Below are 25,977 nucleotides of genomic sequence, written 5' to 3'. Positions count from 1 at the left end.
TGCAAGCCGCGCCCTCGGCAGGTGATGCGTGACACCCGAGATCCGACAGCGATCCGACACCACATCCCGGACATGAGGAGAAATCAGTGAGTCAAGACGGCACGACCGTTCCCGAGGTCGGCCAGGGCACCGCCCGCGTCAAGCGGGGGATGGCCGAGATGCTCAAGGGCGGCGTGATCATGGACGTGGTCACCCCCGAGCAGGCGAAGATCGCCGAGGACGCCGGCGCGGTGGCCGTGATGGCTCTCGAGCGCGTTCCCGCCGACATCCGCGCCCAGGGAGGCGTGTCGCGGATGAGCGATCCGGACATGATCGACGGCATCATCAACGCCGTCTCCATCCCGGTGATGGCGAAGGCCCGCATCGGTCACTTCGTCGAGGCGCAGATCCTGCAGAGCCTCGGGGTGGATTACATCGACGAGTCGGAGGTGCTGACCCCGGCCGACTACGCAAACCACATCGACAAGTGGGCGTTCACCGTGCCGTTCGTGTGCGGTGCCACCAACCTGGGTGAGGCCCTGCGTCGGATCACCGAGGGTGCGGCGATGATCCGCTCGAAGGGCGAGGCCGGCACCGGTGACGTGTCCAACGCCACCACCCACATGCGCAAGATCCGTGACGAGATCCGTCGGCTGACGTCGCTGCCGAAGGACGAGTTGTACGTGGCCGCAAAGGAACTGCAGGCACCGTACGAGCTCGTGGCCGAGGTGGCCGAGGCGGGCAAGTTGCCGGTGACGCTGTTCACCGCGGGCGGCATCGCCACGCCCGCGGATGCGGCGATGATGATGCAGCTCGGCGCGGAGGGCGTGTTCGTCGGTTCGGGCATCTTCAAGTCCGGCAACCCGGCCCAGCGCGCGGCCGCGATCGTGCAGGCCACGACCTTCTACGACGACCCGGACGTGCTGGCCAAGGTGTCGCGCGGCCTGGGCGAGGCGATGGTCGGCATCAACGTCGACGAGATCCCGCAGCCCCACCGTCTGGCCGAGCGCGGCTGGTGACATCTCCCGCCGGAGCGCCCCGATTCCGCACACGTCTGACCGAACACTCGACGTGCGTGGCGATCGCGGGGCCCTCCGGCGGTAGTATCTGCTGATCATGGATGCGGCGACCATCGTTCGAGATGCCTCGGTCTCAGGCACACACATCGTGGGTGAGCTGCGGCTGGAATGGGCCGCGGCCTGCAATGTCGGAAGGGTCCGCGAGACCAATGAGGACGCTGCGCTGGCCCTGCCCGGCATGTACCTCATCGCGGACGGCATGGGCGGCCACGACAGCGGCGAACTCGCCAGCGAGGCAGCGCTGCTGACCCTGTCGGAGGCCACCAGTGCCGGGGAGCTGAACGCGACCAAGCTGCAGCTCGACGACCTGCTGGTCGCCGCGCAGCGGCGCATCGGCGAGATTGACACCGAGACCGACCGGCGCGCGGGGACCACCGCCACCGGCGTCATCCTCGTCACGCACGAGCAGAGCCCGCATTGGCTGGTGCTCAACATCGGCGACTCGCGCACCTACCGCTTCCAGAACGACTCCCTGCAGCAACTCACCACGGACCACTCGCAGGTCCAGGAGTTCATCGACGCCGGGTTCCTGACGCCGGAGCAGGCACGCACCGACCCGCGCCGCAACGTAATCACCCGGGCGCTCGGCGCCGGGATGATCGACCCGGTGCCCGACTTCTTCAACACCCCGGCGTACCCGGGGGACGTGTTGCTGCTGTGCACCGACGGGCTCACCGGCGAGCTGCCCGACGAGGAGATCGGCGACATCCTCGCCCACGCCTCGTCGTCGGAGGAGGCCGCACAGCGCCTCGTCGACGCCGCGCTCGCGCTCGGGGCCCACGACAACGTCACGGTCATCGTGGTGACCGTGCACGAATCGGTGCCGACCCTGACGATGCCCGCCCTCGACGGCGCCGAGGAAGGTGCTGCGGACGGCGAGGTGCGCTCGGCCGGTGGCGCCGCGGACGACGGCGACGCAGCGGCGGACACCCACTGATCGGACGGACCCGATGAACCCAGGTCAGGACCGCCCGGTGGCCCCGCCAGCCGGGCCGACCCCCGCCGGAACCGCTGCTCCCGGCATGGACGAGTCGGCCACGTATGTCGAGTACTGCGGCGAACGCATCGAACTCGACCCCGCCCGCCGCTTCTTCATCGGCCGCGAGGCCGACCTGTCCATCGACGACAACCCGTACCTGCACCGCCGGTTCCTGGTGGTGCACAACGAGAACGGGCTGTGGTGGCTGACCAACCTCGGCACCCACCTGTCGGCGAGCGTGTCGGCCGGCGACGTCGGCTTCTCGGCCACCCTCGGACCGGGCGCGCGGATGCCGCTGGTGTTCGGCGAGACGACCATCGTGTTCACCGCCGGTCCCACCACCTACGAGCTGAGCGTGTTCGCCCGTGCGCCGCAGGTGAGGTCGGTGACCCGGCCGGAGTTCTCCGGCGGCCACACCACGCAGGGCGTGCCCACGCTCACCGAGAGCCAGAAGCTGCTCATCGTCGTGCTCGCCGAGGAGATCCTGCGGCGCGAGGGGACCGGCGCCAGCGCCATCCCGTCGTCGGCGCAGGCCGCCAAGCGGCTCGGGTGGCCGCTGACCAAGTTCAACCGCAAGCTCGACAACGTCTGTGACAAGCTCGACCAGCTCGGCGTGAGCGGGATGCGCGGTGGGGGAGGCAAACTCGCCTCCAACCGGCGCACCAAGCTCGTCGAGTACGCCATCGCGTCACGCATCGTCACCCGCGAGGACCTGCCGATGATCGACGCCGAGGCCGCGCGCAACGCCGCCGCCAACTGATCCGGGGCAACCGGCCCCGGGGCCAACCGATTCCGGGGCAACCGACTCCGAGGCAACCGACTCCGGGGCAACCGACTCCGGGGCAACCGACTCCGGGGCAACCGACTCCGGGGCAACCGACTCCGGGGCAACCGACCTCGGGATGGAAGGGTGCGGACCCCTGGACCCGTCGCAGATGGGTAGTGGTGGTCACCTAGGGGATGACCCGGATCACATTCGCCATCCGCAAGCCTCTGACCTGCGGAAACACCATGGGTAGTTCTCCCCATGGGGTGGGGAGTTCTCCCCATCGACGCCGGGCTGTGAGGCCCATAATCTTCAACTCATCGCCGGAACGCCCCGGCAGGAAACCACCCCGGTTCGACTGAGTGAAGAGGAAGCATCATGACTGCGATCGCCCACCCGGCCCCCCAGCACCTGCGCCGTGACGCTCGCCGCGACGCCGAGGCCATCAAGCGCCGCCAGGAGGCCCTCGCCCGCCTCGCAGCCCGCCGGATGCCGCTGCCCGGCCAGCAGATCCCGCGGCAGGCCGCCCAGCCCGGGCTCGGCCACCGGGTCGGTCACCCGCACCTGCACCGCATGCCGGTGACCCCGTCCCCGGTCGCCTCCGCGACCCCAGCCGCGGCGTCGTCGAACGGTCGCCGCAAGCCCAACCTGACCGCCCGCGAGGTCGAGGTGCTGCGCACCTGGATGCTCGTCGACTCCAAGCCGGCCGTCGCCCAGGAGCTCTACATCTCGCTCGGCACGGTGAACACCCACCTCACCCGCATCCGCGCCAAGTACGCCGAGATCGGTCGTCCGGCGCCGACCAAGGCGTCGCTGGTGGCCCGTGCGATCCAGGACGGGATCATGTCGCTCGACGAGCTCTGACACCGGAGCCTGACCTCGGTGACCCCCGTCGCGTGGGCGATACTGTCATCGTGGCAGCCATCGAGGACATACTCCGGGTCGAGCAGATCGAGACCGACATCTATCGGGGTGGTGCGTTCCCGAGCCATCTGCAGCGCACCTTCGGCGGCCAGGTCGCCGGCCAGGCGCTGATGTCGGCGACGCGGACCGTCGACCCCGAGTTCCACGTCCACTCCCTGCACGGCTACTTCCTCCGGCCCGGTGACCCGGACATCCCGGCGGTGTTCCTCGTGGACCGGATCCGCGACGGACGCTCGTTCGTGACCCGCCGGGTCACCGGAATCCAGCGGGGCGAGGCGATCTTCACGATGTCGGCCTCGTTCCACGTCCGCACCGATTCCGGACTCGAACACCAGGACCGCATGCCGCCGGTGCCCGAACCCACCGAACTCACCGACCGTCTCGACGAGATGGGCGACGAGGAACGGGCGGTGTTCAAGGAATGGCGCAACTTCGACCTGCGCGTCGTGCCGCGCGACAAGATGGTGACCTCACCGTATTTCGCGGCACAGCAACGGGTGTGGTTCCGGTATCGGCACCGGCTCCCGGACGACACGGTGTTCCACGTCGGCACCCTCGCCTACATGAGCGACATGACGCTGCTCGGGTCGTCGCGGGTCCCGCACCCCGGCGCCAACCCGCAGGTCGCCTCCCTCGACCACGCGATGTGGTTCATGCGCCCGTTCCGTGCCGACGACTGGCTGCTCTACGACCAGACCTCCCCGTCCGCCGCCGGCGGACGTGCCCTCACCCAGGGGCGGATCTTCGACCGCTCCGGCCGCATGGTGGCCGCGGTGACGCAGGAGGGGCTCGCCCGCACCGGACGCGAGATGCCCGCCGACCAGCACGCGCGGACCGACCGGTGAGCGGGCAGTCGCGACCGCGGATCGGTGTCCTCGCCCTGCAGGGCGACGTCCGCGAACACGTCCACGCCCTGCAGGCCTGCGGCGCCGAGCCGGTGCCCGTCCGCCGCAGGAGTGAACTCGACGAGGTCGAGGCCATCGTCATCCCCGGCGGCGAGTCGACGACGATGAGCAAGCTGCTCGGCATCTTCGACCTGTACGACCCGCTCGTCGCGCGCCTGCGCGCCGGGATGCCGGCCTACGGGTCGTGCGCCGGGATGATCATGCTGGCGTCGACGATCCTCGACACCCGGCCCGACGCCCGGCACCTCGACGCTCTCGACATCACGGTGCGCCGCAACGCATTCGGGCGTCAGGTGGAGAGCTTCGAGACCGACCTGGAGTTCGCCGGCGTCACCGACCGGCCGGGGGCGGAGCCCATGCGGGCGGTGTTCATCCGCGCGCCGTGGGTGGAATCGGTCTCGCCGGATGTCGAGGTCCTCGCGCGCGTGCCCGAGGGGCCCGCGGAGGGGCGGATCGTCGCCGTACGGCAGGGAAAGGTGCTCGCGACGTCGTTCCATCCGGAGGTGACGGGCGACCGACGAGTACACGAATACTTCGTGGAAATGGTGCGTCGGTAGGATCGTGCCGAAGCACGCGACACAGCACATGCCCGCGGCACCAGTTGCGAACGGGCACCGGGAAAGGATGCGACGCACATGAGCGGCCACTCCAAATGGGCCACCACCAAGCACAAGAAGGCGGTCATCGACGCCAAGCGCGGCAAGATGTTCGCCAAGCTCATCAAGAACATCGAGGTGGCGGCACGTACCGGCGGCGGCGACCCGGCCGGCAACCCGACCCTCTTCGACGCCATCCAGAAGGCGAAGAAGTCCTCGGTGCCCAACGACAACATCGAGCGTGCGCGCAAGCGCGGCGCCGGTGAAGAGGCCGGCGGCGCCGACTGGCAGACCATCATGTACGAGGGCTACGGCCCCAACGGCGTGGCGATCCTCATCGAGTGCCTCACCGACAACCGCAACCGCGCGGCCGGCGAGGTCCGCACCGCGATGAGCCGCAACGGCGGCAGCATGGCCGACCCGGGCTCGGTGTCGTACCTGTTCGCCCGCAAGGGAGTCGTCACCCTCGAGAAGAACGGCCAGACCGAGGACGACATCCTCATGGCCGTCCTCGACGCGGGCGCCGAGGAGGTCACCGACCTCGGTGAGTCGTTCGAGATCGTCAGCGAGCCCGGCGATCTCGTCGCCGTCCGCACGGCGCTGCAGGAGGCGGGCATCGACTACGACTCCGCGGAGGCCAGCTTCCGGCCGTCGGTCGAGGTCGCGGTCGACGCCGACGGCGCGCGCAAGGTGTTCAAGCTGATCGACGCCCTCGAGGACTGCGACGACGTGCAGAACGTCTACAGCAATGTCGACGTCAGCGACGAGGTCCTCGCCGAGCTCGAGAACGACTGATCGTCTCCCGGTGTGTTGATCACCGGATGTGTCGGACCCTCCCGATAGAATCTCGAACAACTGTTCGTAACGAGGTTCGCTCGGGAGGGTTCTGTGCGCGTCATGGGCGTCGATCCGGGGCTCACCCGGTGCGGTATCGCGCTGGTCGAGTCCGGTCGCGGCAGGTCGGTGACCGCGCTCGACGTCGACGTGGTGCGCACGCCGAGCGACATGGAGCTCGCCGAGCGGCTGATGCGCGTGTACACGGCCGCCTGTCACTGGCTCGACGTGCACCAGCCCGACGCCGTCGCCATCGAACGGGTCTTCGCCCAGAACCAGGTCTCGACGGCGATGGGCACCGCGCAGGCCGGCGGCGTGATCGCGCTGGCCGCGGGTCAGCGCGACGTCCCGGTCCGGTTCCACACGCCGTCGGAGGTCAAGGCCGCCGTCACCGGATCCGGCCGCGCCGACAAGGCCCAGGTCACCACCATGGTGACCCGCATCCTGGGCATGCAGACCAAACCGAAACCCGCCGACGCCGCCGACGCGCTCGCGATCGCCATCTGTCACTGCTGGCGCGGGCCGATGATGGAGCGGATGGCGGAGGCGCAGAAGAAGGCCGAGGCGGCCGCCGCCCGACACCGGCAGCGGATCGCAGCGGCCCGAGAGGGGAGTCGCGCATGATCGCGTCAGTCCGTGGTCCGGTCGTCGACATCGCACTCGACCACGCCGTGATCGACTGTGCCGGAGTCGGATACCGAGTCCTGGCGACGCCGGCGACGCTGTCACGCCTGCGTCGCGGCGAGGAGGCGACGCTGCTCACCTCGATGATCGTCCGCGAGGACTCGATGACCCTGTACGGGTTCACCGAACCCGACGCCCGTGCGCTGTTCGCGCTGCTGCAGACGGTGACGGGGGTGGGGCCGCGCCTCGCGATGGCGACGCTCGCCGTGCTCGAGCCCGACGCGCTGCGCCGCGCCCTCGCCGAGTCCGACACCAAGGCGCTGACCTCGGTGCCCGGCATCGGCAAGCGCGTCGCCGAACGGCTCTGCGTCGAACTGCGCGACAAGGTCGACCGCCCCGCCGGTGAGCCCGTGTCGGGCGGTGCCGTCGCAGGCGGGGGAGTCCGCGACCAGGTCGCCGAGGCGCTGGTCGGCCTCGGGTTCACCGCCGCGCACGCCGAGAAGGCGGTCGCGGCCGTCCTGGCCGACACCCCCGACGCCGACGCGTCGACCGCGCTGCGCCGCTCGCTCACCCTGCTCGGTAAGGCGTCGTGATGACCGACGATCCGGACTTCGCGACGGATTTCGCCGAGCGGGAGGTGTCGGCGACGCCCGTGCGCTCCGACGGCGACCTCGACGCCGGGCTGCGCCCGCGGTCGCTGGCCGACTTCATCGGCCAGCCGCGGGTCTGTGAACAGCTCGAACTCGTGCTGCACGGTGCCCGCAAGCGTGGCGGCACCCCCGACCACATCCTGCTGTCCGGTCCGCCCGGACTCGGCAAGACCTCGCTCGCCATGATCATCGCCTCGGAGATGGGCGCGGCGATCCGCGTGACCTCGGGTCCGGCCCTCGAACGTGCCGGCGACCTGGCCGCGATGCTGTCCAATCTCGTCGAGGGCGACGTGCTGTTCATCGACGAGATCCACCGCATCGCCCGTCCCGCCGAGGAGATGCTGTACCTGGCGATGGAGGACTTCCGCGTCGACGTCGTGGTCGGCAAGGGTCCCGGCGCGACCTCCATCCCGCTCGATGTCGCGCCGTTCACCCTGGTCGGCGCCACCACCCGATCCGGCTCGCTGACGGGGCCGTTGCGGGACCGGTTCGGCTTCACCGCCCACATGGAGTTCTACGAGCCCGGCGAGCTGGTGCGGGTGCTGACCCGTTCGGCGGGCATCCTCGGGATCGCCCTGCGCGACGATGCCGCGCAGGAGATCGCCCGGCGGTCGCGGGGGACGCCGCGCATCGCCAACCGGCTGCTGCGCCGCGTCCGCGACTACGCCGAGGTGCGCGGGGACGGGACGGTGACCGTCGACATCGCCCGCGCCGCGCTCAAGGTCTACGACGTCGACGAACTCGGGTTCGACAGGCTCGACCGCGCCGTTCTCGACGCGCTCATCCGCGGCTTCGGCGGTGGTCCCGTCGGTGTGTCGACGCTCGCCGTGGCGGTCGGCGAGGAGCCCGCGACGGTGGAGGAGGTCTGTGAACCGTTCCTCGTGCGCGCCGGCATGATCGCGCGCACACCGCGCGGACGCGTCGCGACCGCCGCCGCCTGGTACCACCTCGGGCTGACCCCGCCCGCCGGCGCGATGAACGCGAGCTTCGGGGCCCGCCCGCGGGAGATCCCCACCGACTCGCTGTTCGACGACCTGTAGACCCCGGCGGTGACGCAGCACACCACCTGCACGGATGTCGCCACGGCCGGACATGGCACACTGTGTGGAGCACGGCTGAGCCGTTTCCCGATGCCTCACGTCCTCCAGACGCCGAGGCGATGGCTCGCCCGGTACACCCACGAAATGCAAAAGGACTGACTCTCACCCATGGACGCTCTGCTCTTCCCCCTCTTGCTGGCGCTGCTCGCCGGCTTCATGTTCTTGTCGATGCGGAAGCAGAAGAAGCGTGTCGCCGAGATGCACGAGATGCAGAACTCGGTCACCACGGGTACGCGCGTCCAGCTGAGCTCCGGCCTGTTCGGCACCGTCATCGACGCCTCGTCGTCGGACTACGTCGACGTGGAGATCGCCACTGGCATCGTCACCCGCTGGAATCGCCTGGCCATCATGCGCGTCGTGCCGACCGACGAGGCCGCGGGCACCTACCCGGGTCACACCGCCCCCGAGGACGACTTCGAGAGCTACGAGGACTACTCCGACGATTCGGTGAGCCTGGACAAGCCCTCCTCGGACGAGGGCCGCGACACCGACAAGTGATCACCGGGCACCACGCCACACGGCGTGGTGCCCGACACCACCTCCAGCGCATCGCCTGATCTGTTGTGGCCCGTGTGTGCTCGCGCACGTACGGGCCTCCCGCGTCGGTTGGGGGTTCTGCGGCCGGAGTCCACTCGGCCGGTTGACGTTCCCAGAAGGAGACCAGAACAGCTGTGACAACTCCTCGCTCGACCGCGAAGGCGGCTCGTCCCGCCGGGAAACGGTCGCGACCGAGTCGTGAGATCCCGCCGTGGCGCCCGCTGGTGGTGTTCCTCGCGTTGCTCGCCGTCGTCTACGGACTCATCTTCTTCACGGGCCCCGGCACGGCCGAACCCAAGCTGGGCATCGACCTGCAGGGCGGCACCAGGGTCACCCTGACCGCCCGCACCGAGGACGGCAAGGAACCCACCCGCGCCCAGCTCGACCAGGCCAAGCAGATCATCGAGCAGCGCGTCAACGGTCTCGGCGTCGCCGGGTCCGAGGTCGTCGTCACCGGTGACAACCTGGTCATCACGGTTCCCGGTCAGGACGGCGCGCAGGCCAAGTCGCTCGGCCAGACCGCCCGCCTGTACGTGCGGCCGGTGATCGGCGCGACCGCCGCAACCCCGCAGCCGGAGAAGCCCGAGGAGTCCGATGAGAACTCCGACGCGATGCCGACCGAGGCGGCCGCCGCCGCGATCGCCGAGCAGCGCAAGCTGCGTCAGGCCCCGGCGGACGCCTCCCAGCAGCAGCTCGAGGCGTTGCAGCAGTACATGTCGAAGATCGATTGCTCGCCCACCGCGAACGATCCGCTGCTCGGCAACGACAAGCCCGACGAGTACCTGGTGGCCTGTTCCACCGATGGCAAGGAGGTCTACCTCCTCGGCCCGCAGATCATCGACGGCCGCGACATCAAGGACGCCGCCGCCGGCACCGACCCGCAGACCGGCGAGTGGGTCGTCACCCTCGAGTTCAAGGGCAAGGCCGCCGATTTCTGGCCGAAGTACACCGCGCAGGAGGCACCGAACCGCACGCAGACCGCGTTCACGCTCGACTCGCGCGTCGTCTCCGCGCCCGCCATCAACGAGCCGATCCCGGGCGGCCAGACCCGCATCAGCGGCAGCAGCGCCGACCCGTTCACCGAGTCGTCGTCGAACGAGCTGGCCAACGTCCTCAAATACGGTTCGCTGCCGCTGTCGTTCAACGCCTCCGACGCCGAGACCGTGTCGGCGACCCTCGGCCTGTCGTCGCTGCGCGCGGGCCTGATCGCGGGCGCGATCGGCCTGATCGCGGTGTTTCTCTACGCCCTGGCCTACTACCGGATGCTGGGCATCCTGACGATCGGTTCGCTGGTGTTGGCCGGCGCGATGGTCTACGGCATCATCGTGCTGCTCGGACGCTGGATCGGGTTCACCCTCGACCTCGCCGGCATCGCCGGCCTGATCATCGGTATCGGCATGACCGCCGACTCGTTCGTCGTCTACTTCGAACGCATCAAGGACGAGATGCGCGAGGGGCGTAGTTTCCGGTCCGCCGTGCCGCGCGGCTGGGCGAGCGCCCGTCGCACCATCTGGTCCGGCAACGCCGTCAGCTTCATCGCCGCCGCGGTGATCTACATCCTCGCCATCGGCGAGGTCCGCGGTTTCGCGTTCACACTCGGCCTGACCACGATCCTCGACGTCATGGTCGTGTTCCTGGTGACCCATCCGCTCGTGGTGCTCGCCAGCCGGTCGTCGTTCCTGTCGAAACCGAGCGTCAACGGCCTCGGCGCGGTCGCCGAGGTGGCGCGGGAGCGCAAGGTGGCCGCGCGCCGCCAGGCCGCCGCGTCGGCCGCCGCCACGTCGTCGATCCTCGACAAGGACACCAGCGAGAAGGGCTCTGTGCGATGACCCGACCGGACAATCAGAACCCCGCCAACGGTGACACCCTCCTCGAGGACGTCACGCCGTCGCAGGGCACCGACGCCGACTTCGTCGCCGACACCAAGCGGTCGTTCTTCTCCCGGCTCTACACGGGTACCGGCGCATTCGAGATCGTCGGCAAGCGGAAGATGTGGTATCTCGTCACCGGGGTGATCCTGCTGATCTGCGTCGCGTCGATCGCCATCCGCGGTTTCACCTTCGGCATCGACTTCGAAGGCGGCACCCAGATGTCGGTGCCGGTGGTCTCCTCGGAGATCACCGCCGATTCCGTCGAGACCGTCGTCTCCGAGGCCCTCGGCCGGGAGCCGGAGTCGGTCCAGACCGCGGGCACCGGCAGCAGCGCGACCGTCCAGGTGCGCACCGAGACCCTCGACGTGCAGCAGGCGGAGAAGGTCACGAGCGCGCTCGCCGCCGAGTTCGGTCCCGAACTCACCCCAGCGGAGGTCTCCATCTCCGACGTGAGCTCCACGTGGGGCCGCGAGATCACCGAGAAGATGGTCATCGCGCTCATCGTCTTCCTGGTCATCGTCTTCGTGTACATCGCGGTGCGATTCGACCGGGAGATGTCGGTCGCGGCGCTTGTGTCGCTGTTCTTCGACATCGTCGCCACCGCGGGCGTCTACTCGCTGGTCGGCTGGGAGGTCACCCCGGCGACGGTCATCGGTCTGCTCACCATCCTCGGCTTCTCGATCTACGACACGGTCGTCGTGTTCGACAAGGTCGCCGAGAACACCCGCTCGGTGCTGCAGACAACCCGCCGCACCTACGGCGAGCAGGCCAACCTCGCGATCAACCAGACGCTGATGCGCTCGATCAACACCACGGTCATCTCGGTGCTGCCGATCATCGCGCTGATGGTCGTCGCGGTGTGGCTGCTCGGCGTCGGCACGCTCAAGGACCTCGGTCTGATCCAGCTCGTCGGCGTCGTCGTCGGTACCTACTCGTCGGTGTTCCTCGCGGCGCCGCTGTTGGTGACGCTCAAGGAGCGCCGCGAGGACGTCAAGCGGCACACCGCGCGTGTGCTCAGCCGGCGTGCGGGTGTCGAGACCTCGGACGAGCAGCGCCCGGTGCGGAATCGCCGCGCGGCTCGCGCCGCGATCGCCGACACGGACGGAACGGACGCGAAGGTCCCGACCGGCAAACGACGCCGCAACCGCTAGTCTCACCCACGTGATCGTCAGGCAGCGGGGAGTCAGAAGGGTCCTGAGCCTGTTCGTCGGGCTCGTCGCGGGTGCGGGCGTCGTCACCGCATGCGGTGACGGCGGGCCGCCGACCATCGACTACGTGGTCGACGCGCGGATCTCGGGGTACAACGCGAACACCGTGGAGGGCAACGCCGACGGCGTCCTGATGGCCACCAGCCGCCTGCTGCCGGGATTCAGTCTGCTCGGGCCGCAGGGACAGGTGATCCCGGACCGCGACGTCGGCACCGTCACCGAGGTGCCGGACCGCGTCCCGACGCTGCGCTACGAATTCGCCCCCGAGGCCAAGTTCAGCGACGGCGTGGCACTCGACTGCGACGACCTGATGCTGGCGTGGGCGGCGATGAGCGGCCGGTTCCCGGGGTTCACCCCGGCCACCACCGCCGGCTACCGCGACATCGAGGCCGTCGAGTGCGCGCCGGGCGACAAGACCGTCACCGTGCGGTTCGCGTCCGGGCGCAAGTACCAGGACTGGCTGTCGCTGTTCGGCGCCGGGACGATGCTGCCCGCGCACATCGTCGCCCGCGACGCCGGACTCGGCGATGTCGTCGACGCGATCAAGGGCAGGGACCGTGCCGCGATCGCCCGCATCGCCACCGCGTGGAACACGGGGTTCGCGTTGACCTTCGGGCCGGTCGACCACGATCGGTTCCCGGCGTCGGGGCCCTACCGCATCGACCGCTACTCGAGATCGGGCGGCCTGGTGCTCGTGCCGAACGACGAGTGGTGGGGTGACCCGCCCGCTACCTCGCGGATCGTGATCTGGGGCCGGGGCACCGACGCGACCCGCCGGCTGCCCGACGGCAGATTCGACGTCGTCGACGTGACGGCCGGGATCGTCGGCTCGGAGATCGCCGGGTCGCCGGGAGCCGACGGTCCGCCGTCGCCGTCACGCGCGGTGAGCGTCGAGCAGATCGTGCTGGCCGCCCGCGGGGTGTTCGGCGACGCCCGGATGCGGCAGGCATTCGCGTCGTGCATCCCGCGTCAGGACCTCGCGAAGGACTTCTCCAACGGCGCACAGGTGTGGAACCTGCGGGTACTGGTCCCTGCCGACAACCTGGCCGGGACGATGAACGGCGAACTAGGGCAGAACTACGGCAAACCCGACCCCGAACGCGCGCGGACGCTACTGCGCGAGGCCACCGGACAGGGGTCCCAGGGCGCGGTCCGGCCGCGGACGGTACGGCTCGGCTACCTCGCGCCCACCGAGCGCTGGTCGAATATGGCCGCCGCGATCGCCGCGTCGTGCAAGGACGCCGGATTCGTCGTCGAGGACGTGTCCAGCCCGGAGATGCAGGTGGACGCGCTCGGCAAGGACGTCGACGCGATGATCGTGGCCGCGGGCTCGTCGTTCGCGGCGGCCGGCGCGGCCGATCCCGCCCGGGACGCATACGCGCTGCGCGGCGGCGACCCGCTGGATCTCTCCGGCATCCGGGATCCGCAGATCAGCCGCGGCGTGGACCAGTACGCGGTCACCTTCGCCGAGCCCGAACGGCTCCGGCTGGCCCGGTCGATCGAGAACGCGGCGTGGTCGGTGATGCCGTCGGTACCCCTGTTCGCATCGCCCCGGGTGCGGCAGTGGAAGGATCGGATCGGCGGCGTCGTGCCGGGTCTGGCCCGCAACGGCACCGGGTGGAACATGGATCGTTGGACGATCGATCGATGACCGGTCGTTGGACGATCGATCGATGACCGGTCGTTGGACGGTCAGACAGTGACCGATCGCCTGCGCGATCGCTGAGTGACGGGTCGTGGGTGACCCGGGAGTGAGGGAGTTGTCCGATGGGTGAGGTGGCAGGCCAGCGGACCGCGGATGCGGTCGCACGGGCGCGGGAGGCGATCGCCCGGCGCACCCGGCTCGTCGACGATTTCCCCAGTCCCGGAATCGCTTTCAAGGACCTGACCCCGGTCCTCGCCGATGCGGAGGGGCTGTCGTCGATCGTCACGGCGCTGACCCACGGCTGCCGGGACATCGACCTGGTGGCCGGCATCGACGCGCGCGGCTTCCTGCTCGGCGGTGCGGTCGCCCGTGAGCTCGAGGTGGGGGTCCTCGCGGTCCGCAAGGGCGGCAAGCTGCCGCCGCCGGTGCACACCATCACCTACGACCTCGAATACGGCACCGCAACGCTGGAGATCCCCGCCTCCGGGTTGGACCTGGCGGGACTGCGCGTGTTGCTGGTCGACGACGTGCTGGCCACCGGCGGTACGGTCGTCGCGGCGTCGGAACTGCTGAACCGGACCGGTGCGAGCGTCGTCGGGGTGGCGGTGATCATGGAGCTCGCCGGCCTCGGCGGGCGCGACACCATCGCCCGTGGTCTCGGCGCGCACGTCCCCGTGCACTCGGTCGCGCTCGACGCCTGACCCAGCCAACCGATCCGGGTGTGACGGGTGAGGATCTAGACTCGAATCGACCCACCCGGTGGGCCCGGCACACCGCACTTCCGTCCACTGTCGAGAGGGGGACCGGTCATGGCCGATGAATCCGGCACGGCCCAGGGCGCGTCGACTCCTGCCACCGACTCGGCGGTGACACCGGCCCGCGGCGTGCACGGCTCGGACGGCTCGTCGCCGGTCACCGCGTCGACCTCGGCGTCACGTCGCGTGCGCGCCCGCCTCGCGCGGCGCATGACCGCGACCCGCAGCCAGGTGCGGCCGGTGCTCGAGCCGCTGGTCACCCTGCACCGGGAGATCTACCCGAAGGCCGACGTCGCGACCCTGCAGCGTGCCTACGACGTCGCCGAGCAGCGTCACGCCGGGCAGAAGCGCAAGTCCGGGGACCCGTACATCACGCATCCGTTGGCGGTCGCGACGATCCTCGCCGACCTCGGCATGGACACCACGACCCTCGTCGCGGCGCTCCTGCACGACACGGTCGAGGACACCGGCTACTCGCTGGAGGAGCTCGAGAAGGACTTCGGTCCGGAGGTGGCGCACCTCGTCGACGGCGTGACCAAGCTGGACAAGGTCGCCCTGGGCAGCGCGGCCGAGGCCGAGACCATCCGCAAGATGATCATCGCGATGGCGCGCGACCCGCGGGTGCTCGTCATCAAGGTCGCCGACCGGCTGCACAACATGCGCACCATGCGGTTCCTGCCGCCGGAAAAGCAGGCCCGCAAGGCCCGCGAGACGCTGGAGGTCATCGCGCCGCTTGCGCACCGCCTCGGTATGGCGACGGTCAAGTGGGAGCTCGAGGACCTGTCGTTCGCGATCCTGCACCCCAAGCGGTACGAGGAGATCGTGCGCCTGGTCGCCAACCGGGCGCCGTCGCGCGACACCTACCTGGCTCGAGTGCGGGCCGACATCAACAACGCGCTGTCGGCCGCGCGGATCAACGCGACCGTCGAGGGCCGGCCCAAGCACTACTGGTCGATCTACCAGAAGATGATCGTCAAGGGCCGCGACTTCGACGACATCCACGACCTCGTCGGCGTGCGCATCCTGTGCGAGGAGGAGCGCGACTGTTACGCCGCGGTCGGCGTCGTCCACTCGCTGTGGCAGCCGATGGCCGGACGGTTCAAGGACTACATCGCCCAGCCCCGCTACGGCGTGTACCAGTCGCTGCACACCACCGTCATCGGCCCCGAGGGCAAGCCCCTCGAGGTGCAGATCCGCACCCACGAGATGCACCGCACCGCCGAGTTCGGGATCGCCGCGCACTGGCGGTACAAGGAGAGCGGCTACCGCAACAAGTCGGGCAAGAAGACCGACACCGCCGAGATCGACGACATGGCGTGGATGCGGCAGCTGCTCGACTGGCAGCGTGAGGCCGCCGACCCCGGCGAGTTCCTGGAGTCGCTGCGCTACGACCTCGCCGTCCGAGAGATCTTCGTGTTCACCCCGAAGGGCGACGTCATCACGCTGCCCGCCGGGTCGACGCCGGTCGACTTCGCCTACGCGGTCCACACCGAGGTCGGGCACCGCTGCATCGGCGCCCGCGTCAACGGACGCCTCGTCGCGCTCGAGCGCAAGCTCGAGAACGGCGAGGTGGTGGAGGTGTTCACCTCCAAGGCGCCGACCGCCGGGCCCAGCAAGGACTGGCAGAACTTCGTCGTCTCACCGCGTGCCAAGGCGAAGATCCGGCAATGGTTCGCGAAGGAGCGTCGCGAGGAGGCCCTCGAGGCGGGCAAGGAGGCGATCGCCAAGGAGGTCCGCCGCGGCGGCCTCCCGCTGCAGCGACTGCTGTCGGCGGAATCGATGGCGGCCATCGCCAAGGAACTGCGCTACAACGACGTCACCGCGCTCTACACGGCGGTGGGGGAGAACCACGTCTCCGCTCGGCACGTCGTCAACCGACTCGTCGCATCGCTGGGTGGCATCGAGGACGCCGAGGAGGCGCTCGCGGAGCGGTCCACACCGTCGACGATGCCGAGCCGCCCGCGGCAGGGCGGCGACGCCGGGGTGGTCGTCGAGGGCGCCGACAACGTGGTCATCAAGCTGGCCAAGTGCTGCACCCCGGTCCCCGGCGACGACATCATGGGCTTCGTAACCCGTGGCGGCGGGATCAGCGTCCACCGCACGGACTGCACCAACGCGAAGTCGCTGCGGGAGCAGTCCGAGCGCATCGTGCCGGTGTCCTGGGCGCCGTCCCCGGAGTCGGTGTTCCTCGTCGCCATCCAGGTGGAGGCGCTCGACCGTCACCGGCTGCTGTCCGACGTCACCAAGGTGCTCGCCGACGAGAAGGTGAACATCCTGTCCGCGTCGGTCACCACCAGCCGAGACCGAGTGGCCATCAGCAAGTTCACCTTCGAGATGGGCGACCCCAAGCACCTCGGCCACGTGCTCAACGTGGTCCGCAACGTCGAGGGTGTGTACGACGTCTATCGGGTGACGTCGGCGGCCTGACGCCACCTGTCAGCCGTCGCTGAACGGTTGGCGGGCGAACCGGGAAACGACGAAGAATCCCGTTGCGTTCAGTCCCGGAAAGCGGGACGACACGCAACGGGAGCCGATTCCCTCGAATGATTGAAATCTTGCGACGACTGTTGCTGATCGGCTGAACGACAAGCGATCTTGTCGGAGTCAGTTCCTACCGTGGCGTACGAAATCCTTCAGTTGGGATTTCGAAGCCGTGATATCAGGAGTGAAAAATGACTCAGCCGCCGCCCCCGCCGACACCGCCTGGGTGGCATCCCGATCCCGACGACCCGACGCTGCTCCGGTGGTGGGATGGTCGCCAGTGGACCGACAATTGGGAGCTCGCACATACGCAGAAGAAGAGTTCGGGAATCACCAAGCCCTTGCTGATCGTCGGTGGCGCAGTCGTCTTCGCCCTCGCCGTCATCGTGGCGGTCGCGTTCGTCTTGGCTCCCACTACACATACGGACAGCGAAGACTCCGCCGCTGCTTCTGTTTCTGAGGAAACCATAACTGCCGACAGGTCGGCACTCATGGAATCCTCCCGACGAGCAGAAGCGGAGCGAGTCCGACTCGCCGACAAGGCTTCGTACAAAGCCGTGACATCTCGCGAGTGGCAACTCGTCGCCAAGAATCCTGATGCTCATGTCGGGGAGCTGTACGTGATCTACGGACGTGTGGCCCAGGCCGACAGTGCGACTGGGACGACCCAGATGCGGGTGTACACCGACGGCCAGCAGGTCGAGAGCTACAACTTCGACATCAACACCATCGTGAGGGCAGGCCAAGCGTCATTTGCCGAGGTGGTGGAGGGCGACCTCGTGGCCATGTGGGTTGAAGTCGAGGGTTCGGAGACGTATGAGACCACCATGGGCGGCGAGATCACCGCGCCTGCGGTAGAGGCCAACATCGTCGAGGTCTACGGCGGCAGCGATTAGCCCCACAGGCCATCGGTGTGAGAACAGGAGATCCCGTTGCGTTCGGTCCCGGAAAGCGGGACGACACGCAACGGGATCTCTTGTCTGACAGTGGGTTGCGGCTCAGTCGACGGTCGCCGTCTCGATCGTCACGTCGAGCTTCGGCTTGCCGTCGCCCGGCTGGCTGCCGGCCGGGCCGGGGTTGATGCCGCCGTCGTAGATCTTGTCCAGCACCGGCAGGCCCGCCTCGTCGACGTGGCCGACGATCGAGTAATCGGGACCGAGCTCGCTGTCCTGGATGACGATGAACAGCTGGCTCGACCCGGTGTTCGGGTTCTGGCCGCCCTGGCTGCTGTTGGCGATGGCCACCGTGCCGCGCGGGTAGACGACCGGCTGCGTCCCGGTCATCGGGTCGGGCTGGCCGACCTTCTTCAGATCGGTCGGCGGCTCGTCGGGGCTGGTCCAGCCCGGGCCGCTCATGCCGGTGCCGGTCGGGTCGCCGCACTGCAGGATCTTCAACTTGTCCGCGGTGGTCATGCGGTGGCAGGTGGTGCCGTCGTAGAACTTGTTCTCGATCAGCGAGCTGACCGCGGCGACGTTGCACGGCGCGGAGTCGCGCTCCAGGGTGACCGGCAGGACGCCCTGGGTCGTCGTGAAGGTGGCCTGCTCGGTGCCCTCCTTGAGGACCTTCTCCTTCGGCTTCGGCGACGTGCGCTCGTTCTTCGCCGCGGCCTTCAGTTCGTCGAGTTCCTTCTGGTACTGCGGACGCTGGTCGGCCGGGACGGTGTCGGGAACCTTGTCGGGGAGCTGGTCGAACCGGCTCGGGGAGTCCTCGAACGCGCAGGTCGTCCAGCGCGCGGCCTCACGATCGTCGGCGATCTTCTTCCACACGATCGCGGTCACGCCCGCGACCACGGCGACCACGACGGCGGTCGACACGGAGGCGATGACGATCTTGCGCTTCCGCCGCGCGAGGCGCTCGGCCTCGAGGCGTTCTTCGAGCTTCCGCTTGGCCGCCTCGCGGCGCTCCTCATTGGTGGTCACGCGGGTGGATCCTCCTGAATCTCGGCACCGTTGTGCCGACATCTGCGCGGATGACACTTACTCGTACTCGAGAGGCAAGTGTGCCAGTTGTACCTGAGACGACGCTTCAGCGGGTCGCGGGCGGGACGTGAGGTCCGCCGAGTGGCCGACCGGCCCACACGGCCGCCGATGCACACCGCCTGTCGGCGGCCGTCCGTCACTAGGACACAATGGTAGGGACCCGCGACCCACAGGAGAGCCATGCTGATCACCGGATTCCCCGCCGGCATGTTCCAGACGAACTGCTACGTGGTGGCCGCCGAGCCCGGTTCCGAAGCGGTGATCATCGACCCCGGCCAGGACGCCGCGCCCCGGGTGCGCGACCTGCTCGCCCACCACGAGCTCACGCCGGTCGCCGTGCTGCTGACCCACGGCCACCTCGACCACACCTGGAATGCCACGCAGTTGTGTGACGAGTACTCCATCCCGGCCTACATCCACGCCGCCGACCGGCCCATGCTGGCAGATCCGACCGTCGGCATCGGCCGCGCGCTGGGCGCGATGATCGGCGACGAGAGGTTCCGGGAGCCGGAGAAGGTCATCGAGTTCGAAGACGGCGAGCCCGTCGAGTTGGCCGGGCTGCGTTTCTCGGTCGACCTCGCGCCGGGCCACACCCAGGGCTCGGTGCTGCTCGGTATCGAGGTCACCGTGCCCGCCGAGGACGGTGGCGATCCGCAGACCGTGCCCGTGTGCTTCTCCGGCGACGTGCTGTTCGCCGGGTCCATCGGCCGGACCGACCTGCCCGGCGGCAGCCACCAGCAGCTGCTCGACTCCATCGCCGCCAAGCTGCTGCCGCTGCCCGGCGACACGCTCGTGCTGCCCGGGCACGGGCCGCAGACCACGATCGCGCAGGAACGCGCGACCAACCCGTTCCTGGTCGGCCTGGCCGCCCCGGGGACCGGCACCGAGAACGACGACGCGCAAGACAGCGGCACTGACAACATCGGCACTGACAACATCGGCACTGACAACAGCGGCACTGATCGACCGAAGGGACGACACGGACTGTGAGCGGAGCATTTCAGGCACCCCGGGGCATCCCGGATTACTTCCCGCCGAACTCGGCGGATTTCCGGAAGGTGCGGGACACGCTCACCGACGCCGCCCGTCGTGCCGGCTACGGACACATCGAGCTGCCGGTCTTCGAGGACACCGCGCTGTTCGCGCGCGGCGTGGGCGAGTCGACCGATGTCGTCAGCAAGGAGATGTACACCTTCGCCGACCGTGGTGACCGATCGGTGACGCTCCGCCCGGAGGGCACCGCCGGGGTCGTCCGCGCCGTCATCCAGCACGGTCTCGACCGCGGTCAGCTGCCGGTCAAGGTCTGCTACGCCGGCCCCTTCTTCCGCTACGAGAAGCCGCAAACCGGCCGGTACCGCCAGCTGCAGCAGGTCGGTGTCGAGGCCATCGGCGTCGACGACCCCGCGCTCGACGCCGAGGTCGTGGCCGTCGCCGACGAGGGCTACAAGCGCCTCGGGCTGTCCGGCTACCGTCTGGAGATCACCTCTCTCGGAGATGACAAGAGCCGTCCTCGGTACCGGGAGGTGTTGCAGGAGTTCCTGTTCAAGCTCGACCTCGACGAGCCGACCCGCAAGCGCGCGGAGATCAACCCGCTGCGCGTCCTCGACGACAAGCGACCCGAGATCCGGGAGGCCACCGCCGACGCGCCGCTGCTCATCGACTACCTGTCCGACGAGGCGAAGGCCCACTTCGACCAGGTGCTCGCGCACCTCGACCGGCTCGGTGTCGCCTACGAGATCAACCCGCGGCTCGTGCGCGGCCTGGACTACTACACCAAGACCACCTTCGAATTCGTCCACGACGGTCTCGGTGCCCAGTCGGGCATCGGTGGCGGCGGCCGCTACGACGGACTGATGCGCCAGCTCGGCGCCAAGCAGGACCTGTCCGGCATCGGTTTCGGTATCGGCGTGGACCGCACCATGCTGGCGCTGGAGGCCGAGGGCGTCGCCGGCACCCAGGCCGCCCGCGTGCAGGTCTTCGGTGTGCCGCTCGGCGCCGACGCCAAGGCCGAACTCGTCTCCGTCGCCGGCGCCCTGCGCGCTGCCGGGATCAGCGTCGACCTCGCGTACGGCGACCGCGGGCTCAAGGGCGCGATGAAGGCCGCCGACCGGTCCGGCGCGCGGCTGGCGCTGGTGCTCGGCGAGAACGAGCTCGCGCAGCGTCAGGTCGAGGTCAAGGACCTCGGCAACGGCGAGCAGCACACGGTCGCCCTGGACGACGTCGTGGCCGAGGTCGCGCGACTGCTGAACTGAGCCGCCGACCCGATCGACTGCTGTATCGACGACCGAAAGCGCCCCTGGAAGACGCCCTCCATCGGCCCGCCGGCGACACATCGTCGTCCGCGGGCCGGCGGTGGGTTCTTCGCATGGGGTTCTTCTCAGGGGACTTCTCTCAGGGGCGCTCGTCAGGTGGTCATCTCGGCGGCGAGCACATCCAGCGTGACCCCGCCCAATGCCAGTGCGCGCGTGTGGAAGTCCTTCAGCGTCCACTCCGGGTGGGCGTTGAGCGCGGCGTGACGCGTGTCCTCCCACACCCGCTGCCCGAGCGCATACGACGGCGCCTGACCCGGCCAGCCGAGGTAGCGGTCGAGTTCGAACCGCAGTACCGCGTGGTCCATCGCGACCGACGAGGTGAGGAACTCCCAGGCCTTGTCGGCGTCCCAGATGCCGCCGCCGAGGGATTCGGGCGCGGGCAGTCGGCAGTGCACGCCGATGTCGACGACCACGCGCGCCGCGCGCAGTCGCTGGGAGTCGAGCATGCCCATCCGGTCGCCCGGATCGGACAGCCGGCCGAGCTCGTCCATGAGGCGTTCGGCGTAGAGCGCCCAGCCCTCGCCGTGCCCGGAGGTGAACGACGCCAGCTTGCGCCAGGCGTTGAGGTCGGGATCGATGATGGCCGAACCGAGTTGGAGGTGATGGCCGGGGACGCCCTCGTGATAGACGGTCGTCTTCTCCTGCCAGGTGTGGAAGACGGTCTGGTCGTCGGGCACCGCCCACCACATGCGGCCCGGCCGCGACAGGTCGGCGCTCGGCTGCGTGTAGTAGATGATCCCCGTCGACGACGGCGCGAGCCGGCATTCCAGGCGGGACAGGCGCTCCGGAATGTCGAAGTGGGTGCCGGACAGCCCCTCGATCGCGGCGTCGGACGTCTCCTGCATCCACGCGACGAACTCGTGCCGGTCGTGGATCTGGTACTGCGGCTGGCGATCCAGCCACTTGAGGGTCTCCCCGACGCCGCGTCCGGGCAACAGTTGTTCGGCTATCTCGTGCTGTTCGGCGACGATCTGCTCGAGCCGCGTCATCGCCCAGGCGTAGGCGTCCTCGGGATCGGCGTCGGCGCCGAGGTGGGCGGGCAGGTGCAACAGGTAGCGGTCGCGGCCGATCGCGTCGTCGTCGACCGCGGCCGGCAGCACCTCGGTCTGCAGGTAATTGGCGAAGGTCCCGAAGGCGGTGTGGATCGCGTCCAGCGCGGTCCCCAGCGTGCCCGCGAGGGCGGGGTCCGCGGCGATCGGCGCCGTGTTCGCGGCGATGGCGTCGGCGGCCGCCTCCGCCTGCCGCGCGACGGCGATCACCTGGCGGCGGGCCGGTGGGGGACCGTGCCGCAACCGGTGGGCGAGCCCGTCGACGGCGCGGGTCAGTGCGCCGGGGATCGCGGTGACCCGCGCCAGGAACACCTCGCGCTGCTCCCGGGTGTCGGTGGGCATGAGGTCGAACACGTCGCGGATCGCCTGCAGCGGTGAGGCGATGACGTTGCACACACCGATGTGCTCGCCGGCGTCGGCGAGCGCGAGCTCCCGGCGCAGCGACGACGACATCGTCGCGACCGTCACCCGGTCGATGTCGTCGACGACCGGTGCGTCGGCCAGCGCCGCGAGGGTTTCGGCGGCCACCGCGGCCCGCTCCGCACAGGCCTGGGCGGAGTAGTCGGTGAGCGCCTCGTCATGGTCGCCGCGGCCGATCTCGGTGGCGAACACCGGATCGAGTTGGCACAGCCGGTCGAGGTGCGCCTCGGCGATCTCGTCGACGGCGGTCGGCGTGCGGGTGCCAGCAGAGGTGCGTGCAGAAATGGGGGTCATGGGGTCACGTAGCCGTCAGGGGGTCGGGGTGCCTGTGTCGATCACAGGTCGTTGGTGGCGAAGGTGTCGCACTTGCTCGGGTCGCCGGACCGGTAGCCGATGGAGAACCACTTGGCGCGCTGCGTCGCCGACCCATGGGTCCAGCTCTCGGGATTCGAGCGCGACCCCTGGATGGTGTCGTCGCCGATGGCCTGGGCGGTCTGGATGACCGTCGAGATCTGTTGCTGCGTGATCGGGGCGAGCAGCGCGTCGGGGCCGTCGTCGGCCTTGTTGGCCCACACCCCGGCGAGGCAGTCGGCCTGCAGCTCGACGCGCACCGAGCCCGAGCTCGGGCCCTGCGATCCCAGCCGCTGGCCCTTGGCCAGCGCGCCGGTCAGGTTCTGTACGGCGTGGCCGTACTCGTGCGCGACGACGTATTCCTGGGCGAGTGGTCCGTCACTGCCGCCCATGCGGCGCAGCTGGGTGAAGAAGGACGGATCGAAGTACGCGGTGTGGTCGGCGGGGCAGTAGAACGGCCCGGTCGCCGAGCTCGCCGCGCCGCACGCGGTGTTCACCGCGTCGGCGAAGATCACCGTCTTCGGCGGCTCGTAACCGGGCAGCAGCTCCGACCACACCTTGTCGAGGCTGACCGTGGTCGCCTTGATCCGGCAGATGGTGTTCTCGTTCGCCATCTCCCAGGTGCAGGAATCGAGCTGCTCCTGGATCTCCGATGCCGCCGACGATGTGCCCTGCTGTGCGGGTTGCGAACCGAGGATGTCACCGGGGTTCACACCGAAGAGCAGGGCGACGATGGTGATGAGCAGACCGGCGCCACCGCCGAGGGCGATCCGCCCGCCACCACCTCCGCCGCCACCGCCGGAGACGTTGCCGGTGTCGATCGATCCGCTGCCTTGGAATGTCACGCGGTCATTCTGGCACGCCACGGGCCCGGGACAGGCTCATCTACGGGTGGCCGGGTGACGGCCGGGTGCGCCGATACGGCACGATGGGTATCTGGCCTGCGTTTCCGCCGGCCCGAGAACAAGCCATTCGTTGGGAAGGACTCTCAGTGCTCCGCACGCATTCCGCAGGTTCGCTGCGTCGCGCCGACGCGTCGCAGACCGTCACCGTCGCCGGTTGGGTCGCGCGTCGCCGCGATCACGGCGGTGTGGTGTTCATCGACCTGCGTGACTCCACCGGTCTGGTCCAGGTGGTCTTCCGCGACGAGTCGGTCGCCGCGGCCGCGCACCGCCTGCGCGCCGAGTACTGCGTCGCGGTCACCGGTGTCGTCGAGGTGCGTCCGGAGGGCAGCGAGAACCCGAATCTGGCCTCCGGTGAGATCGAGATCAACGCGGTCGAGCTCGAGGTGCTCAACGAGTCGGCGCCGCTGCCGTTCCAGCTCGACGAGTCGCCGGGCGAGGAGGCGCGTCTGCGCCACCGCTACCTCGACCTGCGCCGTGAGCGTCCGGCCGCGGCCCTGCGCCTGCGGTCGAAGGCCAACGCCGCAGCCCGCGGTGTGCTCGCCGCTCACGACTTCGTGGAGATCGAGACCCCGACGCTGACCCGCTCGACCCCGGAGGGCGCCCGTGACTTCCTGGTGCCGGCACGCCTGCAGCCGGGCACCTTCTACGCGCTGCCGCAGAGTCCGCAGCTGTTCAAGCAGTTGCTCATGGTCGCGGGCATGGAGCGGTACTACCAGATCGCGCGTTGCTACCGCGACGAGGACTTCCGCGCCGACCGGCAACCGGAGTTCACCCAGCTCGACATCGAGATGAGCTTCGTCGACCAGGACGACGTCATCGCGCTGGCCGAGGAGATCCTGGTCGCGCTGTGGAGGCTGATCGGCGTCGAGATCTCCACGCCGATCCCGCGCATGACCTACGCCGACGCGATGCGGCTCTACGGCACCGACAAGCCGGACCTGCGCTTCGGTCTCGAGCTCGTCGAGTGCACCGAGTACTTCGCGAACACGCCGTTCCGCGTCTTCCAGGCCCCGTACGTCGGCGCGGTCGTCATGCCCGGCGGCGCCTCGCAGCCGCGTCGTCAGCTCGACGCCTGGCAGGAGTGGGCCAAGCAGCGCGGCGCCCGCGGCCTGGCCTACGTGCTCGTCGCCGAGGACGGCACCCTGTCCGGTCCCGTCGCCAAGAACCTGTCCGAGGAGGAGCGCGCCGGTCTCGCCGCGCACGTCGGCGCCAACCCCGGTGACTGCGTGTTCTTCGCCGCCGGCGAGGTCAAGGCATCCCGCGCCCTGCTCGGCGCCGCCCGCGGCGAGATCGCCTCGCGCCTCGGCCTCATCCCCGGCGCCGGGAGCGAAGCGAGCGGGCCGTCCACCTCTGCGGACGACTGGGCGTTCGTGTGGGTCGTGGACGCACCGATGTTCGAGCCGGCCGCCGAGGCGACCGCCTCCGGCGACGTCGCACTGGGCCACTCGGCCTGGACCGCGGTGCACCACGCGTTCACCTCACCCAAGCCGGAGTGCCTCGACACCCTCGAGTCCGATCCGGGATCGGCGCTGGCCTACGCCTACGACATCGTGTGCAACGGCAACGAGATCGGCGGCGGTTCGATCCGTATCCATCGGCGCGACGTGCAGGAGCGCGTGTTCGAGATCATGGGCATCACCCATGAGGAGGCGCAGGAGAAGTTCGGCTTCCTCCTCGACGCATTCGCCTACGGCGCCCCGCCGCACGGCGGTATCGCCTTCGGCTGGGACCGCATCACGGCGTTGCTCGCCGGTGAGTCCTCCATCCGCGAGGTCATCGCGTTCCCGAAGTCCGGCGGTGGCGTCGATCCGCTGACCGACGCGCCCGCGCCGATCACCCCGGAGCAGCGCAAGGAGTCGGGCATCGACGCCAAGCCGGTTCCGCGCGGCGGCGACAAGACCGACACCGACAAGACCGACGCCGACAAGGGTGGCGCCGAGCAACGCGAGAAGGCGGGCGAGTAGCCCGTCGGACGACGAAATGCGGTGGCCGAGCGTGAGTTCGGCCACCGCAGTCGTCTGGGTGCGG

General features: G+C 69.5%; 23 protein-coding genes. 20 read left to right on the top strand and 3 right to left on the bottom strand.

Features of this window, described 5'->3' with window-relative positions:
* The first annotated feature begins 86 nt into the window (after nt 1-86).
* The 17 genes from pdxS to ABFT43_RS11795 all read left to right on the top strand — a co-directional run bounded on the left by pdxS (nt 87) and on the right by ABFT43_RS11795 (nt 17,829).
* The gene (gene pdxS, locus ABFT43_RS11875; protein ID WP_347960554.1) at nt 87-998 is read left to right on the top strand and encodes a pyridoxal 5'-phosphate synthase lyase subunit PdxS; all 912 of its coding nucleotides are present in this window, start codon (nt 87-89) and stop codon (nt 996-998) included.
* Nucleotides 999-1,095: 97 nt separating this feature from the next.
* Nucleotides 1,096-1,995 carry a PP2C family protein-serine/threonine phosphatase gene (locus ABFT43_RS11870; protein WP_347960553.1) on the top strand — a complete coding sequence of 300 codons (900 nt, stop codon included), beginning with the start codon at nt 1,096-1,098 and terminating at the stop codon, nt 1,993-1,995.
* Nucleotides 1,996-2,008: 13 nt separating this feature from the next.
* Nucleotides 2,009-2,797: an FHA domain-containing protein gene (locus ABFT43_RS11865; protein ID WP_347960552.1), complete on the top strand. Its 789-nt coding sequence runs from the start codon at nt 2,009-2,011 to the stop codon at nt 2,795-2,797.
* Between the two features lie 384 nt (nt 2,798-3,181).
* Entirely contained in the window at nt 3,182-3,667 is a 486-nt protein-coding gene (locus tag ABFT43_RS11860) for a helix-turn-helix transcriptional regulator (RefSeq protein ID WP_347960551.1), read from the top strand.
* 50 nt (nt 3,668-3,717) lie between these two features.
* Nucleotides 3,718-4,572: an acyl-CoA thioesterase gene (locus ABFT43_RS11855; protein WP_347960550.1), complete on the top strand. Its 855-nt coding sequence runs from the start codon at nt 3,718-3,720 to the stop codon at nt 4,570-4,572.
* Entirely contained in the window at nt 4,569-5,189 is a 621-nt protein-coding gene (gene pdxT / locus ABFT43_RS11850; RefSeq protein ID WP_347960549.1) for a pyridoxal 5'-phosphate synthase glutaminase subunit PdxT, read from the top strand. Before ABFT43_RS11855 ends, pdxT begins: the two co-directional genes overlap by 4 nt.
* Nucleotides 5,190-5,267: 78 nt before the next feature.
* Nucleotides 5,268-6,023, top strand: coding sequence for a YebC/PmpR family DNA-binding transcriptional regulator (locus ABFT43_RS11845; protein ID WP_006899108.1), 756 nt, complete (start codon nt 5,268-5,270; stop codon nt 6,021-6,023).
* Nucleotides 6,024-6,116: 93 nt separating this feature from the next.
* Nucleotides 6,117-6,686, top strand: coding sequence for a crossover junction endodeoxyribonuclease RuvC (ruvC, locus tag ABFT43_RS11840; RefSeq protein ID WP_347960548.1), 570 nt, complete (start codon nt 6,117-6,119; stop codon nt 6,684-6,686).
* The gene (ruvA, locus tag ABFT43_RS11835) at nt 6,683-7,279 is read left to right on the top strand and encodes a Holliday junction branch migration protein RuvA (protein ID WP_347960547.1); all 597 of its coding nucleotides are present in this window, start codon (nt 6,683-6,685) and stop codon (nt 7,277-7,279) included. The genes ruvC and ruvA overlap by 4 nt, the downstream gene beginning before the upstream one ends.
* Complete coding sequence (gene ruvB, locus ABFT43_RS11830) at nt 7,279-8,376, top strand: Holliday junction branch migration DNA helicase RuvB (protein WP_347960546.1); 1,098 nt, start codon at nt 7,279-7,281, stop codon at nt 8,374-8,376. The genes ruvA and ruvB overlap by 1 nt, the downstream gene beginning before the upstream one ends.
* Nucleotides 8,377-8,544: 168 nt before the next feature.
* Nucleotides 8,545-8,934: a preprotein translocase subunit YajC gene (gene yajC / locus ABFT43_RS11825; protein WP_347960545.1), complete on the top strand. Its 390-nt coding sequence runs from the start codon at nt 8,545-8,547 to the stop codon at nt 8,932-8,934.
* A 173-nt stretch (nt 8,935-9,107) separates the two neighbouring features.
* On the top strand, nt 9,108-10,802 hold the full coding sequence (secD, locus tag ABFT43_RS11820) for a protein translocase subunit SecD (protein WP_347960544.1): 1,695 nt from the start codon (nt 9,108-9,110) through the stop codon (nt 10,800-10,802).
* On the top strand, nt 10,799-11,995 hold the full coding sequence (gene secF, locus ABFT43_RS11815) for a protein translocase subunit SecF (protein WP_347960543.1): 1,197 nt from the start codon (nt 10,799-10,801) through the stop codon (nt 11,993-11,995). The genes secD and secF overlap by 4 nt, the downstream gene beginning before the upstream one ends.
* A gap of 10 nt (nt 11,996-12,005) precedes the next feature.
* Entirely contained in the window at nt 12,006-13,703 is a 1,698-nt protein-coding gene (locus ABFT43_RS11810) for an ABC transporter substrate-binding protein (RefSeq protein WP_347960542.1), read from the top strand.
* Between the two features lie 116 nt (nt 13,704-13,819).
* On the top strand, nt 13,820-14,398 hold the full coding sequence (locus ABFT43_RS11805; RefSeq protein WP_347960541.1) for an adenine phosphoribosyltransferase: 579 nt from the start codon (nt 13,820-13,822) through the stop codon (nt 14,396-14,398).
* A gap of 108 nt (nt 14,399-14,506) precedes the next feature.
* Complete coding sequence (locus ABFT43_RS11800) at nt 14,507-16,879, top strand: RelA/SpoT family protein (RefSeq protein ID WP_347960540.1); 2,373 nt, start codon at nt 14,507-14,509, stop codon at nt 16,877-16,879.
* A gap of 245 nt (nt 16,880-17,124) precedes the next feature.
* Nucleotides 17,125-17,829, top strand: a complete 705-nt coding sequence (locus tag ABFT43_RS11795; protein ID WP_347960539.1) for a DUF2510 domain-containing protein — start codon at nt 17,125-17,127, stop codon at nt 17,827-17,829.
* 102 nt (nt 17,830-17,931) lie between these two features.
* Here ABFT43_RS11795 and ABFT43_RS11790 read toward each other — a convergent pair whose 3' ends face one another.
* Entirely contained in the window at nt 17,932-18,852 is a 921-nt protein-coding gene (locus tag ABFT43_RS11790; RefSeq protein WP_347960538.1) for a peptidylprolyl isomerase, read from the bottom strand.
* Between the two features lie 240 nt (nt 18,853-19,092).
* On the opposite strand from ABFT43_RS11790, the gene ABFT43_RS11785 reads away from it, so the two are divergent.
* The gene (locus tag ABFT43_RS11785) at nt 19,093-19,902 is read left to right on the top strand and encodes an MBL fold metallo-hydrolase (RefSeq protein ID WP_347960537.1); all 810 of its coding nucleotides are present in this window, start codon (nt 19,093-19,095) and stop codon (nt 19,900-19,902) included.
* A complete protein-coding gene (gene hisS, locus ABFT43_RS11780; RefSeq protein ID WP_347960536.1) occupies nt 19,899-21,164 on the top strand; it encodes a histidine--tRNA ligase in 1,266 nt (421 codons plus the stop codon). Before ABFT43_RS11785 ends, hisS begins: the two co-directional genes overlap by 4 nt.
* A gap of 152 nt (nt 21,165-21,316) precedes the next feature.
* On the opposite strand, the gene ABFT43_RS11775 is transcribed toward hisS, so the two are convergent.
* Entirely contained in the window at nt 21,317-22,987 is a 1,671-nt protein-coding gene (locus ABFT43_RS11775; RefSeq protein WP_347960535.1) for a DUF885 domain-containing protein, read from the bottom strand.
* 41 nt (nt 22,988-23,028) lie between these two features.
* Nucleotides 23,029-23,889, bottom strand: a complete 861-nt coding sequence (gene ypfJ, locus ABFT43_RS11770) for a KPN_02809 family neutral zinc metallopeptidase (RefSeq protein ID WP_347960534.1) — start codon at nt 23,887-23,889, stop codon at nt 23,029-23,031.
* Between the two features lie 146 nt (nt 23,890-24,035).
* Here ypfJ and aspS point away from each other — a divergent pair, with 146 nt between their 5' ends.
* Complete coding sequence (gene aspS / locus ABFT43_RS11765; RefSeq protein WP_347960533.1) at nt 24,036-25,913, top strand: aspartate--tRNA ligase; 1,878 nt, start codon at nt 24,036-24,038, stop codon at nt 25,911-25,913.
* The last annotated feature ends 64 nt before the right edge of the window (nt 25,914-25,977 follow it).

The organism is Gordonia aurantiaca, from assembly GCF_039939235.1.
Lineage (GTDB): Bacteria > Actinomycetota > Actinomycetes > Mycobacteriales > Mycobacteriaceae > Gordonia.
The sequence above is the reverse complement of the archived record's forward strand: the minus strand, read 5'-3'. Positions and strand labels throughout refer to the sequence as shown.

Bases quoted from the DNA above. Each gene is read 5' to 3' on its own strand.
- ABFT43_RS11865 (WP_347960552.1), top strand. From the start codon at position 2,009: ATGAACCCAGGTCAGGACCGCCCGGTGGCCCCGCCAGCCGGGCCGACC.
- ruvA (WP_347960547.1), top strand. From the start codon at position 6,683: ATGATCGCGTCAGTCCGTGGTCCGGTCGTCGACATCGCACTCGACCAC.
- ABFT43_RS11800 (WP_347960540.1), top strand. From the start codon at position 14,507: ATGGCCGATGAATCCGGCACGGCCCAGGGCGCGTCGACTCCTGCCACC.
- ABFT43_RS11860 (WP_347960551.1), top strand. From the start codon at position 3,182: ATGACTGCGATCGCCCACCCGGCCCCCCAGCACCTGCGCCGTGACGCT.
- secF (WP_347960543.1), top strand. From the start codon at position 10,799: ATGACCCGACCGGACAATCAGAACCCCGCCAACGGTGACACCCTCCTC.
- ABFT43_RS11785 (WP_347960537.1), top strand. From the start codon at position 19,093: ATGCTGATCACCGGATTCCCCGCCGGCATGTTCCAGACGAACTGCTAC.
- ABFT43_RS11775 (WP_347960535.1), bottom strand. From the start codon at position 22,987: ATGACCCCCATTTCTGCACGCACCTCTGCTGGCACCCGCACGCCGACC.
- ruvB (WP_347960546.1), top strand. From the start codon at position 7,279: ATGACCGACGATCCGGACTTCGCGACGGATTTCGCCGAGCGGGAGGTG.
- yajC (WP_347960545.1), top strand. From the start codon at position 8,545: ATGGACGCTCTGCTCTTCCCCCTCTTGCTGGCGCTGCTCGCCGGCTTC.
- ABFT43_RS11795 (WP_347960539.1), top strand. From the start codon at position 17,125: ATGACTCAGCCGCCGCCCCCGCCGACACCGCCTGGGTGGCATCCCGAT.
- ABFT43_RS11805 (WP_347960541.1), top strand. From the start codon at position 13,820: ATGGGTGAGGTGGCAGGCCAGCGGACCGCGGATGCGGTCGCACGGGCG.
- ABFT43_RS11845 (WP_006899108.1), top strand. From the start codon at position 5,268: ATGAGCGGCCACTCCAAATGGGCCACCACCAAGCACAAGAAGGCGGTC.
- ABFT43_RS11870 (WP_347960553.1), top strand. From the start codon at position 1,096: ATGGATGCGGCGACCATCGTTCGAGATGCCTCGGTCTCAGGCACACAC.